This window comes from Paramesorhizobium salinisoli, from assembly GCF_003335045.1.
GTDB classification, from domain to species: domain Bacteria; phylum Pseudomonadota; class Alphaproteobacteria; order Rhizobiales; family Rhizobiaceae; genus Paramesorhizobium; species Paramesorhizobium salinisoli.
Genome location: NZ_QOZG01000022.1, coordinates 1 through 16,893 on the forward strand (window position 1 = coordinate 1; position 16,893 = coordinate 16,893).

At 58.9% G+C, this 16,893-nt stretch carries 14 protein-coding genes and 1 tRNA gene; 14 read left to right on the forward strand and 1 reads right to left on the reverse strand.

The features are described 5' to 3' along the window. The 10 genes from DUT91_RS23025 to rpoC all read left to right on the forward strand — a co-directional run. The coding region (locus tag DUT91_RS23025; protein ID WP_483466847.1) for an EF-Tu C-terminal domain-related protein at nucleotides 1-254 on the forward strand (254 nt) is incomplete at its 5' end. Between the two features lie 123 nt (nucleotides 255-377). Continuing rightward, a tRNA-Trp gene (locus DUT91_RS23030) sits at nucleotides 378-453 on the forward strand. A 272-nt stretch (nucleotides 454-725) separates the two neighbouring features. After that, nucleotides 726-926: a preprotein translocase subunit SecE gene (gene secE / locus DUT91_RS23035; protein WP_114442786.1), complete on the forward strand. Its 201-nt coding sequence runs from the start codon at nucleotides 726-728 to the stop codon at nucleotides 924-926. A gap of 21 nt (nucleotides 927-947) precedes the next feature. Then, nucleotides 948-1,478 carry a transcription termination/antitermination protein NusG gene (gene nusG, locus DUT91_RS23040; protein ID WP_114442787.1) on the forward strand — a complete coding sequence of 177 codons (531 nt, stop codon included), beginning with the start codon at nucleotides 948-950 and terminating at the stop codon, nucleotides 1,476-1,478. A gap of 163 nt (nucleotides 1,479-1,641) precedes the next feature. Next, complete coding sequence (gene rplK / locus DUT91_RS23045) at nucleotides 1,642-2,070, forward strand: 50S ribosomal protein L11 (protein ID WP_114442788.1); 429 nt, start codon at nucleotides 1,642-1,644, stop codon at nucleotides 2,068-2,070. A 4-nt stretch (nucleotides 2,071-2,074) separates the two neighbouring features. Then, the gene (gene rplA, locus DUT91_RS23050) at nucleotides 2,075-2,776 is read left to right on the forward strand and encodes a 50S ribosomal protein L1 (RefSeq protein ID WP_114442789.1); all 702 of its coding nucleotides are present in this window, start codon (nucleotides 2,075-2,077) and stop codon (nucleotides 2,774-2,776) included. Between the two features lie 363 nt (nucleotides 2,777-3,139). Then, entirely contained in the window at nucleotides 3,140-3,658 is a 519-nt protein-coding gene (rplJ, locus tag DUT91_RS23055) for a 50S ribosomal protein L10 (protein ID WP_105745873.1), read from the forward strand. Between the two features lie 47 nt (nucleotides 3,659-3,705). Further along, on the forward strand, nucleotides 3,706-4,083 hold the full coding sequence (gene rplL, locus DUT91_RS23060) for a 50S ribosomal protein L7/L12 (RefSeq protein WP_105745875.1): 378 nt from the start codon (nucleotides 3,706-3,708) through the stop codon (nucleotides 4,081-4,083). A 249-nt stretch (nucleotides 4,084-4,332) separates the two neighbouring features. Next, nucleotides 4,333-8,472, forward strand: a complete 4,140-nt coding sequence (gene rpoB, locus DUT91_RS23065; RefSeq protein ID WP_114442790.1) for a DNA-directed RNA polymerase subunit beta — start codon at nucleotides 4,333-4,335, stop codon at nucleotides 8,470-8,472. 148 nt (nucleotides 8,473-8,620) lie between these two features. Then, a complete protein-coding gene (rpoC, locus tag DUT91_RS23070; RefSeq protein ID WP_114442791.1) occupies nucleotides 8,621-12,820 on the forward strand; it encodes a DNA-directed RNA polymerase subunit beta' in 4,200 nt (1,399 codons plus the stop codon). A 97-nt stretch (nucleotides 12,821-12,917) separates the two neighbouring features. Here the strand turns inward: rpoC and DUT91_RS23075 are convergent, their stop codons facing one another. Beyond that, the gene (locus tag DUT91_RS23075) at nucleotides 12,918-13,199 is read right to left on the reverse strand and encodes a hypothetical protein (RefSeq protein ID WP_114442792.1); all 282 of its coding nucleotides are present in this window, start codon (nucleotides 13,197-13,199) and stop codon (nucleotides 12,918-12,920) included. 479 nt (nucleotides 13,200-13,678) lie between these two features. Between DUT91_RS23075 and rpsL the strand changes: the two genes are divergently transcribed. From rpsL to DUT91_RS23100, 4 genes are all read left to right on the forward strand, one after another. Then, a complete protein-coding gene (gene rpsL, locus DUT91_RS23085) occupies nucleotides 13,679-14,050 on the forward strand; it encodes a 30S ribosomal protein S12 (protein ID WP_006471111.1) in 372 nt (123 codons plus the stop codon). Nucleotides 14,051-14,116: 66 nt separating this feature from the next. Beyond that, nucleotides 14,117-14,587: a 30S ribosomal protein S7 gene (gene rpsG / locus DUT91_RS23090; protein ID WP_114442793.1), complete on the forward strand. Its 471-nt coding sequence runs from the start codon at nucleotides 14,117-14,119 to the stop codon at nucleotides 14,585-14,587. Between the two features lie 30 nt (nucleotides 14,588-14,617). Further along, nucleotides 14,618-16,705 (forward strand): elongation factor G, encoded by a 2,088-nt coding sequence (gene fusA, locus DUT91_RS23095; protein ID WP_114442794.1) that lies wholly within the window; start codon nucleotides 14,618-14,620, stop codon nucleotides 16,703-16,705. Between the two features lie 62 nt (nucleotides 16,706-16,767). Further along, the coding region (locus DUT91_RS23100) for a GTP-binding protein (RefSeq protein ID WP_244910400.1) at nucleotides 16,768-16,893 on the forward strand (126 nt) is incomplete at its 3' end.

A 16,893-nucleotide genomic window follows, 5' to 3' on the forward strand; every position in this document is an offset into this window, starting at 1 on the left:
TCCTGACCAAGGACGAGGGTGGCCGTCATACGCCGTTCTTCACCAACTACCGTCCGCAGTTCTACTTCCGCACGACCGACGTGACGGGTGTTGTGACGCTGCCGGAAGGCACTGAGATGGTGATGCCGGGCGACAACGTCACGATGGACGTGACGCTGATCGTGCCGATCGCGATGGAAGAGAAGCTGCGTTTCGCTATCCGCGAAGGTGGCCGCACCGTCGGCGCAGGCATCGTCTCAAGCATCGTCGAATAATCTTTCGACTTCAGGATGGCGGTTCTTGACGGAGCCGCCATTCTTTGCCGCTGCCGACGAATTTCCTTGAAGGAATTTCAAACTCGGACTAGTGGAATTATCTGAACCGGTCTTCCGGTTCATAGGGGTATAGCTCAGTTGGTAGAGCGACGGTCTCCAAAACCGTAGGTCGCAGGTTCGAGTCCTGCTGCCCCTGCCAGTTTTATAGCCGCGCCCGGGCACGATTGGATGGTGCACGGCCGGCATTCAGATGGAATATGATGCCGGCGGACAAGTCGAGGGCTTGTCTTTTGTTGGAATCAGTTCTATGTAGGGTCAACAGACACGCGGTGCGTGGAGCTGATTGTTCAGCTTTACGCGCCGTACTTGTGCGGGCGCATCCAGCCAATCCGGTCGTGAAGGTTAGATATCTAGCCAAAATGATACAGATTATGGCCTCGAAGCCTGCACTTGTTCACAGCAGAGCGGCAAATGGCATCCAAAACGAACCCGATCACTTTTTTTCAGCAGGTTCGTGCCGAGACGGCCAAGGTGACTTGGCCGACACGGCGCGAAACTATGATTTCGACTGCCATGGTGGTTGTGATGGCTTTCCTGGCTGCGGCCTTCTTCTTTGCTGCTGATCAGGTCATGGCTTACGCCGTAGAACTGTTGCTTGGTCTCGGACGCTAACGGATACACGGGAGAGTCGGGATGACCGCACGCTGGTATATTGTGCATGCCTATTCGAATTTCGAAAAGAAGGTGGCCGAAGATATCGAAAACAAGGCTCGCCAGAAGGGCCTTTCCCATCTTTTCGAAAGAATCCTGGTTCCGACCGAAAAGGTTGTCGAAGTGCGCCGCGGCCGCAAGGTCGATGCAGAGCGCAAGTTTTTTCCGGGATATGTTCTGGTTCGCGCCGATCTGACGGATGATGCTTATCATCTGATCAAGAACACGCCGAAGGTGACGGGTTTCCTCGGTTCGGATTCGAAGCCGGTTCCGATCACCGATCGCGAGGCTGACCAGATTCTGATGCAGGTGCAGGAGGGCGTCGATCGTCCCAAGCCGTCCGTATCCTTCGAGATCGGCGAGCAGGTGCGTGTGTCGGATGGTCCGTTCGCCTCGTTCAACGGCGTCGTTCAGGAAGTCGACGAGGAGCGCTCGCGCCTCAAGGTGGAAGTTTCGATCTTCGGGCGTGCAACGCCTGTCGACCTTGAATTCAGTCAGGTCGAAAAGGTTTGATCGATTGCGGTCCGCGAGGGCCGCATGCCGCGCAAGCGGCTTTAGGTGGGAGGGAAGGCGGCTCTAGCCGGCTGTTGACCCGGACCACCGAACTGCACCGCCGGATTTCCGGCGATAATCAAGAGCGCCGGATTATCCGGCCTGAAAATGAAGGCAGAAAGCAATGGCTAAGAAAGTTGCAGGCCAGCTGAAGCTGCAGGTGTCGGCGGGCTCGGCGAATCCATCGCCCCCGATCGGTCCTGCGTTGGGTCAGCGCGGCATTAATATCATGGAATTCTGCAAGGCGTTCAATGCCGCCTCGCAGGAGATGGAGAAGGGTTCGCCCGTCCCCGTCGTGATCACCTATTATCAGGACAAGTCCTTTACCTTCGTGATGAAGACGCCGCCGGTGTCCTATTTCCTGAAGAAGGCTGCAAACCTGAAGTCGGGCTCGAAGGAGCCGGGCAAGATATCGGCCGGTACGGTTACGCGCGACAAGGTGCGCGAGATCGCTCAGGCGAAGTTGAAGGACCTGAACGCAAGCGACATCGAAGCCGCCATGCGCATGGTCGAAGGTTCTGCCCGTTCGATGGGCCTGGAAGTGGTGGGCTGAGACGATGGCAAAGATTGCAAAGCGTGTAGCCAAGCTGCGTGAAGGTATCGATCGCAACAAGCTCTATGATCTGACGTCGGCCATCGGCCTCGTCAAGGAGCGCGCCACGGCGAAGTTCGATGAGACCGTCGAGGTCGCGTTGAACCTGGGCGTCGATCCCCGCCATGCCGACCAGATGGTCCGCGGCGTCGTCAATCTGCCGAATGGCACGGGCCGTACCGTTCGCGTTGCGGTTTTCGCGCGCGGCGACAAGGCCGAGGAAGCCAGGAAGGCGGGCGCCGATATCGTTGGCGCCGAGGATCTCGTCGAGATCGTCAATGGCGGCACGATCGAGTTCGATCGCTGCATTGCCACGCCTGACATGATGCCGCTCGTCGGCCGTCTCGGCAAGGTGCTCGGCCCCCGCGGCATGATGCCGAACCCGAAGGTCGGCACCGTCACCGCCGATGTGGCCGGTGCGGTCAAGGCTTCCAAGGGCGGCGCCGTTGAGTTCCGTGTCGAGAAGGCCGGTATCATTCACGCCGGCATCGGCAAGGCTTCTTTCGACGCCAAGGCGCTGGAAGAGAACATCAAGGCGTTTGCCGACGCGGTGATCAAGGCGAAGCCGGCCGGTGCGAAGGGTGAATACCTCAAGCGCGTGGCGATTTCTTCGACCATGGGCGCCGGCGTCAAGATCGATCCCTCGACCGTCAGGGTTGCTTCGTAAGCAACTGACGGGCCGAGTAATCTCCTGAGGCAGATGCCTCGGAGCATGAAGAATTCCGGGCCTTGTCAAAGGCCCGGATAACCGGAGGAAACTCCGGTTATCCTGTCCGAGATTGCGGGTGGTTCGCCTTAATTCATCGAGCCTGCATGAGACGTGGAATGACCTGATTTTGCGGAAATGTTCCGCTGGATGAGGTTTGAACCGTAGTTGCCTTAGTCCGCCTAAGTTGTCGTCAGACGGCTGGGAGGCGAAAGGGGACAGGATCCTCGAGCGTCGTTCGGTGATCCTCGTTGGGAAACCCGATCGGCAAAAGGCAATCCGGCAGGGTCGCAATGTTGCGGTCCTGTCAACTGGAGAGAGACAGTGGATAAAGCGGAAAAACGCGAATTTGTCGCGTGGCTGAACGGAGCCTTCAAGGAGTCCGGCTCGGTCGTCGTGGCCCACTATACCGGTCTCACGGTCGCGCAGATGAACGATCTTCGTTCAAAGATGCGTGCTGCCGGGGGCACCGTTAAAGTCGCGAAAAACCGCCTTGCCAAAATCGCTCTTCAGGGCACGGAGTCGGAAAGCATTGCTGATCTGTTCAATGGACAGACGGTAGTCGCTTATTCCACTGATCCGGTAACGGCTCCGAAAGTGGCCGTCGAGTTCGCCAAGGGTAACGACAAGCTCGTTATTCTCGGTGGCGCGATGGGCGCGACAGGTCTCGATGCGGAAGGCGTGAAGGCTTTGGCCTCGCTGCCGTCGCTCGACGAACTGCGCGCAAAGCTGGTCGGCATGATTCAGACGCCGGCTTCGCGGATCGCTCAGGTTGTCAACGCACCGGCAGGCCAGCTTGCCCGCGTGTTTGGCGCCTATGCCCGGAAGGACGAGGCGGCGTAAGGCCGTTTCTCGCTGTCATAGTTCAAACCTCGTGAAGGAAATATAAAATGGCTGATCTCACAAAGATCGTTGAAGACCTGTCCAACCTGACTGTCCTGGAAGCTGCAGAGCTTTCCAAGCTTCTCGAAGAGAAGTGGGGCGTTTCCGCTGCTGCTCCAGTGGCTGTTGCCGCTGCCGGTGGTGCCGGAGCTGCTGCCGCTGCGGTTGAAGAGAAGACCGAATTCGACGTCATCCTCGTTGATGCCGGCGCACAGAAGATCAACGTGATCAAGGAAGTGCGCGTCATCACGGGCCTCGGCCTCAAGGAAGCCAAGGACCTCGTCGAGGCTGCTCCTAAGGCGGTCAAGGAAGCCGTTTCGAAGGACGAAGCTGAGAAGGTCAAGGCCCAGCTCGAAGCTGCTGGCGCCAAGGCTGAACTCAAGTAGTTCTAAAAATTCCGGCGGATGGGTTCTTCCCGTCCGCCGGTTCTCGCCAGAGTAAGCCCAGGAAAACGATTTTCCGTCCGGACTTACTCAGAACAAGGCGGGAAATGCAGTCGGTACCGAACCCTTTTCCTGACAGTTAGGCGGCTGTCAGGAAACGGGTTTTGTCCCGTTCAGGAGACCGCCGAAGGGCGGCTTACCACAGGCCGCAAGGCACGAAACAAGCCGCAAGGCACAGAACGAGGAGCGACGATGGCTCAGACCCACTCTTTTAACGGTCGTAAGCGCGTACGCAAGTTTTTTGGCAAGATACCCGAAGTCGCGGAGATGCCGAACCTCATCGAGGTTCAGAAGGCATCCTACGACCAGTTCCTCATGGTCGAGGAGCCGGAAGGCGGGCGTCCGGATGAAGGCTTGCAGGCTGTTTTCAAATCGGTATTTCCGATTGGAGATTTTTCCGGCGCCTCCATGCTCGAATTCGTCAAGTACGAGTTCGATGCGCCGAAATTCGACGTTGATGAGTGCCGCCAGCGCGATCTGACCTACGCGGCGCCGCTGAAGGTGACGCTGCGCCTCATCGTGTTCGATATCGATGAGGATACGGGCGCGAAGTCGATCAAGGACATCAAGGAGCAGGATGTCTACATGGGCGACATGCCGCTCATGACCGACAACGGCACCTTCATCGTCAACGGCACCGAGCGCGTGATCGTTTCCCAGATGCACCGTTCGCCGGGCGTCTTCTTCGATCACGACAAGGGCAAGTCGCACTCCTCGGGCAAGCTGTTGTTCGCCGCGCGCGTCATTCCCTATCGCGGATCCTGGCTCGACATCGAGTTTGACGCCAAGGACGTCGTGCACGCCCGCATCGATCGCCGCCGCAAGATCCCCGCGACATCGCTGCTGATGGCGCTTGGCATGGACGGCGAAGAAATCCTGTCGACCTTCTACAACCAGGTCGTCTATTCCCGCGATGGCGACAACTGGCGGATTCCGTTCTCCGTTGATCGCTTCAAGGGCATGAAGGTCATCACCGAGATGGTCGACGCCGATACCGGCGAGGTCGTTCTCGAGGCCGGCAAGAAGTTGACTGTCCGCTCGGCGCGCCAGCTCGCCGAGAAGGGTCTCAAGGCGATTAAGGTGACAGAGGACGATCTGCTCGGCAATTACCTGGCCGAGGATATCGTCAATGTCGAGACCGGCGAGATCTTCCTCGAAGCCGGCGACGAGCTTGATGAAAAGACGCTGAAGGTTCTGCTCGATACCGGCGTAGACGAGATCAAGGTGCTCGATATCGACCATGTCAATATCGGACCCTACATCCGCAACACGCTTGCCGTCGATAAGAACGAGAACCGTCAGGACGCCTTGTTCGACATCTACCGCGTCATGCGCCCGGGCGAGCCGCCCACAATTGACACGGCTGAAGCCATGTTCCATTCGCTGTTCTTCGATTCCGAACGCTACGACCTGTCCGCGGTCGGGCGCGTCAAGATGAACATGCGCCTGGATCTCAACGCAGAAGACACGGTGCGCGTGCTGCGCAAGGACGACATCATTGCCGTCGTCAGGACGCTCGTCGAGCTGCGTGACGGCAAGGGCGAGATCGACGACATCGACAATCTCGGCAATCGCCGCGTGCGTTCGGTCGGCGAGTTGATGGAGAACCAGTACCGCGTCGGCCTGCTGCGCATGGAGCGCGCGATCAAGGAGCGCATGTCGTCGATCGAGATCGACACCGTCATGCCGCAGGACCTGATCAACGCCAAGCCGGCTGCTGCCGCTGTGCGCGAGTTCTTCGGCTCGTCGCAGCTGTCGCAGTTCATGGATCAGACCAACCCGCTCTCGGAGATCACCCACAAGCGCCGCCTGTCGGCACTTGGACCCGGCGGTCTGACCCGCGAGCGTGCTGGCTTCGAAGTCCGCGACGTGCATCCGACGCATTACGGCCGTATCTGCCCGATCGAAACGCCGGAAGGCCCGAACATCGGTCTGATCAACTCGCTCGCCACTTTCGCGCGCGTCAACAAATACGGCTTCATCGAGAGCCCGTATCGCAAGATCGTCGACGGCAAGGTCACCGAGGAAGTTCTCTATCTCTCGGCGATGGAAGAAGCCAAGCACTATGTCGCGCAGGCCAATGCCGTGCTCGACAGCGAAGGCCGCTTCACCGACGAGTTCGTCGTCTGCCGCCATGCCGGCGAAGTCTTGATGGCGCCGCGTGAAAACGTCGATCTGATGGACGTGTCGCCGAAGCAGCTCGTGTCGGTCGCAGCCGCGCTCATTCCGTTCCTTGAGAACGATGACGCCAACCGCGCGCTCATGGGCTCGAACATGCAGCGTCAGGCCGTGCCTCTGGTGCGCGCCGAAGCGCCGTTCGTCGGCACCGGCATGGAATCGGTCGTGGCTCGTGACTCCGGCGCCGCCATCGGCGCTCGCCGGACGGGTATCGTCGACCAGGTCGATGCGACCCGTATCGTCATCCGCGCCACCGAGGATCTCGACCCGACCCGTTCGGGCGTCGATATCTATCGCCTGATGAAGTATCAGCGCTCGAACCAGAACACCTGCATCAACCAGCGTCCGCTGGTTCGTGTCGGCGATCGCATCGAGAAGGGCGACATCATTGCCGATGGTCCGTCGACCGATCTGGGCGATCTGGCGCTTGGCCGCAACGTGCTCGTCGCGTTCATGCCGTGGAATGGCTACAACTACGAGGATTCGATCCTTCTTTCCGAGAAGATCGTGTCGGACGACGTCTTCACCTCGATCCATATCGAGGAGTTCGAGGTTGCCGCCCGCGATACCAAGCTTGGACCGGAGGAAATCACGCGCGACATTCCGAACGTTTCGGAAGAAGCTCTGAAGAACCTCGACGAAGCCGGCATCGTCTATATCGGTGCGGAAGTACATCCGGGCGACATTCTCGTCGGCAAGATCACGCCGAAGGGCGAAAGCCCGATGACGCCGGAAGAAAAGCTTCTGCGCGCCATCTTCGGCGAGAAGGCTTCCGATGTCCGTGACACCTCGATGCGCATGCCCCCCGGCACCTACGGCACGATCGTCGAAGTTCGCGTCTTCAACCGCCACGGCGTGGAGAAGGACGAGCGCGCGATGGCCATTGAGCGCGAGGAAATCGAGCGTCTCGCCAAGGACCGCGACGACGAGCAGGCGATCCTGGATCGTAACACCTATGGTCGTCTGGCCGATGTTCTCGACGGCAAGCAGGCTATTGCCGGCCCGAAGAGCTTCAAGAAGGGTACGACCATCAGCCGTGATGTGCTGACCGAGTACCCGCGTTCGCAATGGTGGCAGTTCGCCCTTGAGGACGAGAAGCTCCAAGGTGAGATCGAAGCGCTGCGTACCCAGTACGACGATTCCAAGAAGCTGCTCGAGCAGCGCTTCATGGACAAGGTCGAGAAGGTTCAGCGCGGCGACGAGATGCCTCCTGGCGTCATGAAGATGGTTAAGGTCTTCGTCGCTGTGAAGCGCAAGATCCAGCCAGGCGACAAGATGGCCGGCCGTCACGGCAACAAGGGTGTCGTGTCGCGCATTGTTCCCGTCGAGGACATGCCGTTCCTTGAGGACGGTACGCATGCCGATATCGTGCTCAACCCGCTCGGCGTGCCGAGCCGCATGAATGTCGGTCAGATCCTCGAGACGCATCTTGGCTGGGCCTGCGCCGGTATGGGCAGGAAGATCGGAGACCTGCTGGAGGCCTATCGTGCAAGCGGCGATCTCAAGCCTGTGCGTCAGACGATCGAGCAGATCATTCCGGACAACGACCGCAACGAGCCGGTCCGTCGTTATGATGATGAGAGCATCGTTCGCCTGGCCGACCAGATGAAGCGTGGCGTGTCGATTGCGACGCCGGTGTTCGATGGCGCGCATGAAGCCGACATCAATGTGATGTTGGAACAGGCGGGGCTCGCGACATCCGGTCAGTCGACGCTTTATGACGGGCGTACCGGTGAGCCTTTCGACCGTAAGGTCACGATGGGCTACATCTACATGCTCAAGCTGCACCATCTGGTCGACGACAAGATCCATGCGCGTTCGATCGGGCCTTACTCGCTCGTTACCCAGCAGCCGCTGGGCGGCAAGGCGCAGTTCGGCGGTCAGCGTTTCGGCGAAATGGAGGTCTGGGCGCTCGAAGCATACGGCGCGGCTTACACCTTGCAGGAAATGCTCACCATCAAGTCGGACGACGTGGCAGGCAGGACCAAGGTCTACGAAGCCATCGTGCGCGGCGACGACACGTTCGAGGCGGGCATTCCCGAGAGCTTCAACGTTCTCGTTAAGGAAATGCGCTCGCTCGGCCTCAATGTGGAGCTCGACAACACCCGCGAGTTGCCACCGCAGCCGGCGGCATTGCCGGACGCCGCAGAATAAAATCACAGGTGCGCCAGGTTTTCGCCATGGCGCACCTCTATTACGGGGCGTGGTAGCCGCGTAATTTCGAGAATTTGATCGAGATGGCAGAGCTACACCTTCGCCGCCATCGCAGACAAAGGGCGACAACCGCCCCAAGGAGAACGGCATGAACCAAGAGGTCATGAATCTTTTCAATCCTCAGGCTCCGGCGCAGACCTTCGATTCCATCCGGATTTCGATCGCGTCGCCCGAGAAGATTCTGTCCTGGTCATACGGCGAGATCAAGAAGCCGGAGACGATCAACTATCGTACGTTCAAGCCAGAACGCGACGGTCTCTTCTGCGCGCGCATCTTCGGCCCGATCAAGGACTATGAATGCTTGTGCGGCAAGTACAAGCGTATGAAGTACAAGGGCATCATCTGCGAGAAGTGCGGCGTTGAAGTCACGCTGTCGCGCGTCCGTCGCGAACGCATGGGCCATATCGAACTGGCCGCGCCCGTCGCCCACATCTGGTTCCTGAAGTCCCTGCCTTCGCGCATCGGCACGCTGCTCGATATGACGCTGAAGGATATCGAGCGCGTCCTCTATTTCGAGAACTACATTGTTACCGAACCGGGCCTGACTTCCCTGAAGGAGCACCAGCTTCTTTCGGAAGAGGAATACATGATCGCCGTCGACGAGTTCGGCGAAGACCAGTTCACGGCGCTGATCGGCGCCGAGGCCATCTATGAGCTTCTGGCTTCGATGGATCTCGAGAAGATCGCGGGCGACCTGCGTTCGGACCTGGCCGAGACCACGTCTGAGCTGAAGCAGAAGAAGTTCATGAAGCGGCTCAAGATCGTCGAAAACTTCATGGAATCGGGCAACCGGCCGGAATGGATGATCATGAAGATCGTTCCGGTGATCCCGCCTGACCTGCGTCCGCTCGTTCCGCTCGACGGCGGCCGTTTCGCGACGTCGGATCTGAACGATCTTTATCGCCGCGTCATCAACCGTAATAACCGTCTGAAGCGCCTCATCGAGTTGCGCGCGCCCGGCATCATCATCCGCAACGAGAAGCGCATGCTTCAGGAAGCGGTCGATGCGCTGTTTGACAACGGCCGCCGCGGTCGCGTTATCACCGGCGCCAACAAGCGTCCGCTGAAGTCGCTCTCCGACATGCTCAAGGGCAAGCAAGGCCGGTTCCGTCAGAACCTGCTCGGCAAGCGCGTCGATTATTCCGGCCGTTCGGTCATCGTGACCGGTCCGGAATTGAAGCTGCACCAGTGCGGCCTGCCGAAGAAGATGGCGCTCGAGCTCTTCAAGCCCTTCATCTATGCCCGTCTCGACGCCAAGGGTTATTCCTCGACCGTCAAGCAGGCGAAGAAGCTGGTCGAGAAGGAAAAGCCGGAAGTTTGGGATATCCTCGACGAGGTGATCCGCGAGCATCCGGTGTTGCTCAACCGCGCGCCGACGCTGCACCGTCTGGGCATCCAGGCGTTCGAGCCTATCCTGATCGAAGGCAAGGCGATCCAGTTGCACCCGCTCGTCTGCACGGCCTTCAACGCCGACTTCGACGGCGACCAGATGGCCGTTCACGTGCCGCTGTCGCTGGAAGCGCAGCTTGAAGCCCGCGTGCTGATGATGTCGACCAACAACATCCTGCATCCGGCCAACGGTCTGCCGATCATCGTGCCGTCACAGGACATGGTCCTCGGCCTCTATTATCTGTCGATCGTGGCGGACAAGGAGCCGGGCGAGGGCATGGCGTTTGCCGACATGGGCGAACTGCACCATGCGCTCGAGACCAAGGCGGTGACGCTGCACACGAAGATCAGGGGCCGCTTCAAGACGGTCGATGCCGAAGGCAAGCCCGTGTCGAAGATCTACGACACCACGCCTGGCCGCATGATCATCGGTGAATTGCTGCCGCGCAACCACAATGTGCCGTTCGACATCTGCAACCAGGAAATGACGAAGAAGAACATCTCCAAGATGATCGATCTCGTCTATCGTCACTGCGGCCAGAAAGAGACGGTCATATTCTGCGACCGCATCATGCAGCTTGGCTTCGGCCATGCCTGCCGCGCGGGCATTTCCTTTGGCAAGGACGACATGGTCATCCCGGATGCCAAGGCCAAGATCGTTGCCGATACCGAGGCGCTCGCCAAGGAATACGAGCAGCAGTATAATGACGGCCTGATCACTCAGGGTGAAAAGTACAACAAGGTCGTCGATGCCTGGGGCAAGGCCACAGAAAAGGTCGCCGACGAAATGATGGCGCGCATCAAGGCGGTCGAATTCGACCCCGAGACGGGCCGTCAGAAGCAGATGAACTCGATCTACATGATGTCGCACTCCGGTGCGCGTGGCTCGCCGAACCAGATGCGCCAGCTGGGCGGCATGCGCGGACTGATGGCCAAGCCTTCGGGCGAGATCATCGAGACGCCGATCATCTCGAACTTCAAGGAAGGCCTGACCGTGAACGAGTACTTCAACTCGACCCACGGTGCCCGTAAGGGTCTTGCCGACACTGCCTTGAAGACGGCAAACTCGGGTTATCTGACACGGCGTCTCGTGGACGTGGCGCAGGATGCGATCATCTCGCAGGTGGATTGCGGCACCGAGACGGGCCTCACCATCCAGCCGGTGGTCGATGCCGGCCAGGTCGTCGCCTCCATCGGCCAGCGAGTCCTCGGGCGTACCGCGCTCGATGACATTCTGCATCCGGTGACGGGTGAGATCATTGTCGAGAGCGGTCGTTTGATTGAAGAGCGTGATGTCGACCTGATCGAAAAGGCTGGCATCCAGTCGGTCCGCATTCGTTCGGCGCTGACCTGCGAAACCCGCAGCGGCGTCTGCGCGAAGTGCTACGGCCGCGATCTGGCGCGTGGTACTCCGGTCAACCAGGGCGAGGCCGTCGGCGTTATTGCGGCCCAGTCGATCGGCGAGCCGGGCACCCAGCTCACCATGCGTACCTTCCACTTGGGCGGTACGGCGCAGGTGGTCGACTCCTCCTATCTCGAAGCGAGCTATGAGGGCACCGTTCAGATCCGCAACCGCAATGTGGTCCGCAACTCGGACGGCAATCTGGTGGTGATGGGCCGCAACATGGCGGTTCTCATCCTCGATCCGTCAGGCAAGGAACGCGCTGCGCACCGTGTCACCTATGGTTCGCGCATCTTCGTCGATGACGGCGATACGGTGAAGCGTGGCCAGCGTGTCGCGGAATGGGATCCGTATACCCGTCCGATCATAACGGAAGTCGAGGGTATCGTCGAATTCGAGGACATGGTCGATGGCCTGTCCGTGCAGGAAACGACGGATGAATCGACCGGCATCACCAAGCGCGTCGTCATCGACTGGCGTTCGACGCCCCGCGGCTCGGATCTGAAGCCCGCTATTGTCGTTAAGGACAAGAGCGGCAAGATCCTGAAGCTTTCCAAGGGTGGCGAAGCCCGCTTCCAGCTCTCCGTCGAGACCATTCTTTCGGTCGAGCCGGGTGCGCATGTGCATGCCGGCGACGTCATCGCCCGTCTGCCGATGGAAAGCGCCAAGACCAAGGACATCACGGGCGGTCTGCCGCGCGTGGCGGAACTGTTCGAGGCACGTCGTCCCAAGGATCACGCCGTTATCGCCGAGATCGACGGCACGGTCCGCTTCGGTCGCGACTACAAGAACAAGCGCCGCATCATCATCGAGCCGAACGATGAGACGCTGGAGCCTGTCGAGTATCTGATCCCGAAGGGCAAGCCGTTCCATCTTCAGGACGGTGACGCCATCGAGAAGGGCGACTACATCCTCGACGGCAACCCTGCGCCGCATGACATCCTGGCGATCAAGGGCGTGGAAGCTCTGGCTTCCTACCTCGTCAACGAGATCCAGGAAGTCTATCGTCTGCAGGGCGTGTTGATCAATGACAAGCACATCGAGGTGATTGTCCGTCAGATGCTGCAGAAGGTCGAAATCACCGAATCCGGCGATACCGGTTATATTGTCGGGGATCATGTCGACCGCATCGAACTGGACGAGATCAACGAGAAGCTTGTCGAAGACGGCAAGGCGCCTGGTTCAGGCAATCCCGTGCTGCTCGGCATCACCAAGGCGTCGCTGCAGACGCCGTCCTTCATCTCTGCTGCTTCCTTCCAGGAAACCACCCGCGTCCTCACAGAGGCGGCCGTGGCTGGCAAGGTCGATATGCTGCAGGGCCTGAAGGAGAACGTGATCGTCGGGCGTCTGATCCCAGCCGGCACGGGCGGCATGATGAGCCAGATCCGCCGCATCGCAACGGCGCGCGACGAACTGATCATCGACGAGCGCCGCAAGACCAGCGGTGCCGGCACTGCCGATGCAATGCTGACCGACATGACGGGAGCAGCCGAATAAAGGCTGTCTTCTCCAGCAATAGAAAAGGCCGCCTCCGGGCGGCCTTTTCATTTATAAATCCTGTCGGCAAGAATCCTGAAAAGCAAAAACCGCTTTTCTATTCGTCGAACTCGATCAGCGCCGCCTCGCCGCCAAGTGCCGTCTTCCAGGCGCTCAGATGCGGCTCTTCCTCCGGTTCTTCGCTCAAGGTGCCGAGCTCCAGCAATTCGGCTTCCTCATATCCCTGGCCGGCCAGTATGTTGAGAGCGGTCGTCACCAGATCGTCCTCGCCATTTCCAGTCAAAAGCAGGTGGACGAGAGTGGGTTCGCTGTCCTTGTCCTTCCAGACGTCGGCAACGACAAGGTGGACCAGTTTTGGTTCGTCCGCTGTGGGAGGCATGAATCGATTCTCTCGTTGAGTTGCATTGATGAATAATTACTGAGTCTAAGAGCAATTCTTTGGCTTTGCGAGTGGGTTAAAACTGGAAACCCACGGCGGATAGTGAAATAATGAGATGAATTCTGTTCGAGGCCTGAAAGAATCTGACCGTACCGGCGCGAAACGCACGATTTCAGGGCCTTTGGCGAGAATAATTCATGTTCAGGCTTGACGAAGGGCAGGGGACAACGTATCAGCAGCCCATCTGAGCCGATGTGAGGCTGGGTGTTCCGGGAGCGACACGCTCTGGAGTTCGCCTCAAACAGGGTTCGTTTTACGATCGAAATGCAAATTGCCGTTCGCATGAAGCGATGAGCTTCCTCTGCTTTTGTTCGGGTCAACCGCCGATAGGCGGTTCTTGCCCGAATTTGTGCATGAGCATGACGGTGGAACGGCCCTTATGGGCTAAGATACGAGATTTGTGAAAGAGGAAGGTTTGAATGCCTACCGTAAACCAGCTGATCCGCAAGCCGCGCATTGCGCCGGTGAAGCGTAATAAGGTTCCCGCTCTGCAGGCGAACCCCCAGAAGCGCGGCGTTTGCACCCGCGTCTATACGACGACACCGAAGAAGCCGAACTCCGCATTGCGCAAGGTTGCCAAGGTGCGTTTGACGAACGGTTTTGAGGTCATTGGTTATATCCCGGGTGAGGGGCATAACCTGCAGGAGCACTCCGTGGTCATGATCCGTGGCGGTCGTGTCAAGGATTTGCCCGGTGTCCGTTACCACATCATCCGTGGCGTGCTCGATACGCAGGGTGTGAAGAACCGCAAGCAGCGCCGTTCGAAGTACGGTGCGAAGCGTCCGAAGTAGGATTTTCCGGGGATACCGGCCGCCGAGAGTGGCGGATGAGCCCGATGTAATTGAGAGACAGAAGACATGTCACGACGCCACAAAGCAGAAAAGCGCGAGATCAACCCGGATCCGAAGTTCGGCGATCTCGTCATCACCAAGTTCATGAATGCCGTCATGCTTCACGGCAAGAAGTCCGTTGCCGAGACCATCGTTTATGGTGCCCTGCAGTCGGTTGAAGTCAAGGCGAAGCAGGAGCCTGTCGCTCTGTTCCATCAGGCGCTGGAAAATGTCGCTCCGCACGTCGAGGTCCGCTCGCGTCGTGTTGGTGGCGCCACCTACCAGGTGCCGGTTGATGTTCGTCCGGAGCGCCGCCAGGCTTTGGCGATCCGTTGGCTCATCGCTGCTGCTCGTGCCCGTAATGAGACCACGATGGTCGATCGTCTGTCCGGTGAACTCCTGGATGCGGCCAACAATCGCGGCTCTGCTGTGAAGAAGCGTGAAGATACGCATCGCATGGCTGAAGCCAACCGCGCATTCTCGCATTACCGCTGGTAATCGTCGAACCTATTCAAAGAGGCAGCCACTATGGCCCGCGAATATAAAATCGAAGACTACCGAAATTTCGGTATCATGGCGCATATCGACGCTGGCAAGACCACGACGACCGAGCGCATCCTGTACTATACCGGCAAGTCGCACAAGATTGGCGAAGTCCATGACGGCGCCGCGACGATGGATTGGATGGAGCAGGAGCAGGAGCGCGGCATCACCATTACGTCGGCTGCCACGACGACCTACTGGAAGGGCCGTGATGGCCTGTCGCGCCGCTTCAACATCATCGATACCCCGGGCCACGTCGATTTCACCATTGAAGTCGAGCGTTCCCTGCGTGTTCTCGACGGTGCGATTGCTCTTCTCGATGCCAATGCCGGTGTTGAGCCGCAGACCGAGACGGTTTGGCGTCAGGCTGAGAAGTATCACGTTCCGCGCATGATCTTCGTCAACAAGATGGACAAGATCGGCGCCGATTTCTACCGTTCGGTGGAGATGGTGAAGACCCGTCTTGGCGCCAAGGCTGTGGTCCTGCAGCTTCCCGTCGGTGCCGAGAACGAATTTAAGGGTGTCATCGATCTCATTGAGATGAAGGCCCTGATCTGGCGCGACGAAACGCTGGGCGCCGCTTGGGATGTCGTTGAAATCCCGGACGATCTGAAAGACAAGGCGGAAGAATACCGCGAGATGCTGATTGAGGCTGCGGTTGAGGCCGACGAGGCTGCAACCGAAGCTTATCTCGAAGGCAAGATGCCGACGAATGATGAACTGCGTGAACTGATCCGCAAGGGGACCTGCGCTGTTGAGTTCCATCCGGTTTTCTGTGGCTCGGCCTTCAAGAACAAGGGCGTACAGCCGCTGCTCGATGGCGTCGTGGATTTCCTTCCTTCGCCGATCGACGTGCCGGCGATCAAGGGCATCGATGCGAAGACCGAAGCCGAAACGGTGCGCAAGGCTTCCGATGAAGAGCCGCTTTCGATGCTCGCCTTCAAGATCATGAACGATCCGTTTGTTGGTTCGCTCACCTTCTGCCGCATCTATTCCGGCAAGATGACCAAGGGCATCTCGCTCGAGAACACCGTCAAGGGAAAGCGCGAGCGCATCGGCCGTATGCTGCAGATGCACTCCAATTCCCGTGAAGATATCGATGAGGCTTTTGCCGGCGATATCGTCGCTCTGGCTGGTCTCAAGGAAACGACGACGGGCGATACGCTCTGCGATCCCCTGAAGCCTGTCATCCTCGAGCGCATGGAATTCCCCGATCCGGTCATCGAGATCGCGATCGAGCCGAAGACCAAGGCCGATCAGGAAAAGATGGGCGTCGCCCTTCACCGCCTGGCCGCCGAGGATCCATCCTTCCGCGTCAAGACGGATGAGGAATCCGGTCAGACCATCATCGCCGGCATGGGCGAGCTTCATCTCGATATTCTTGTCGACCGTATGCGTCGTGAGTTCAAGGTCGAGGCGAATATCGGTCAGCCGCAGGTTGCCTATCGTGAAACGATCACGCGTGCTGCCGAAATCGACTACACCCACAAGAAGCAGTCTGGTGGTTCAGGTCAGTTCGCTCGCGTCAAGATCGTCTTCGAGCCGCATGAAGGCGACACTTTCATCTTCGAATCCAAGATCGTCGGTGGTTCTATTCCGAAGGAATACATCCCGGGCGTTCAGAAGGGTATCGAAAGCGTCATGGGTGCGGGTCCGCTCGCGGGCTTCCCGATGCTCGGCGTCAAGGCGACGCTGATCGACGGTGCATACCACGATGTCGACTCGTCGGTTCTGGCCTTCGAAATCGCGGCTCGTGCCGCGTTCCGCGAAGGTGCGCAGAAGGCTGGTGCACAGCTTCTCGAGCCGATCATGAAGGTGGAAGTCGTGACGCCGGAAGATTACGTCGGTGACGTCATCGGCGATCTGAACTCCCGCCGCGGCCAGATCTCGGGCACCGAAGCCCGCGGTATTGCCACGGTCGTCAATGCCAATGTGCCGCTCGCCAACATGTTTGGTTATGTGAACACGCTGCGTTCGATGAGCCAGGGGCGCGCCCAATATACGATGCTGTTCGACCATTATGAGCCGGTTCCGACCGCGGTCGCACAGGAAATCCAGAAAAAGTTCGCGTAATCCCGACGGGTGCGCTTGTCATTAGAGAATGCCTGAGCAGGCGAAACTAACGGAGAGCTCAGATGGCGAAAAGTAAGTTTGAACGCAATAAGCCGCATGTCAACATCGGCACGATCGGCCACGTTGACCATGGCAAGACGTCGCTGACAGCGGCGATCACGAAGTATTTCGGCGAGTACAAGGCGTAT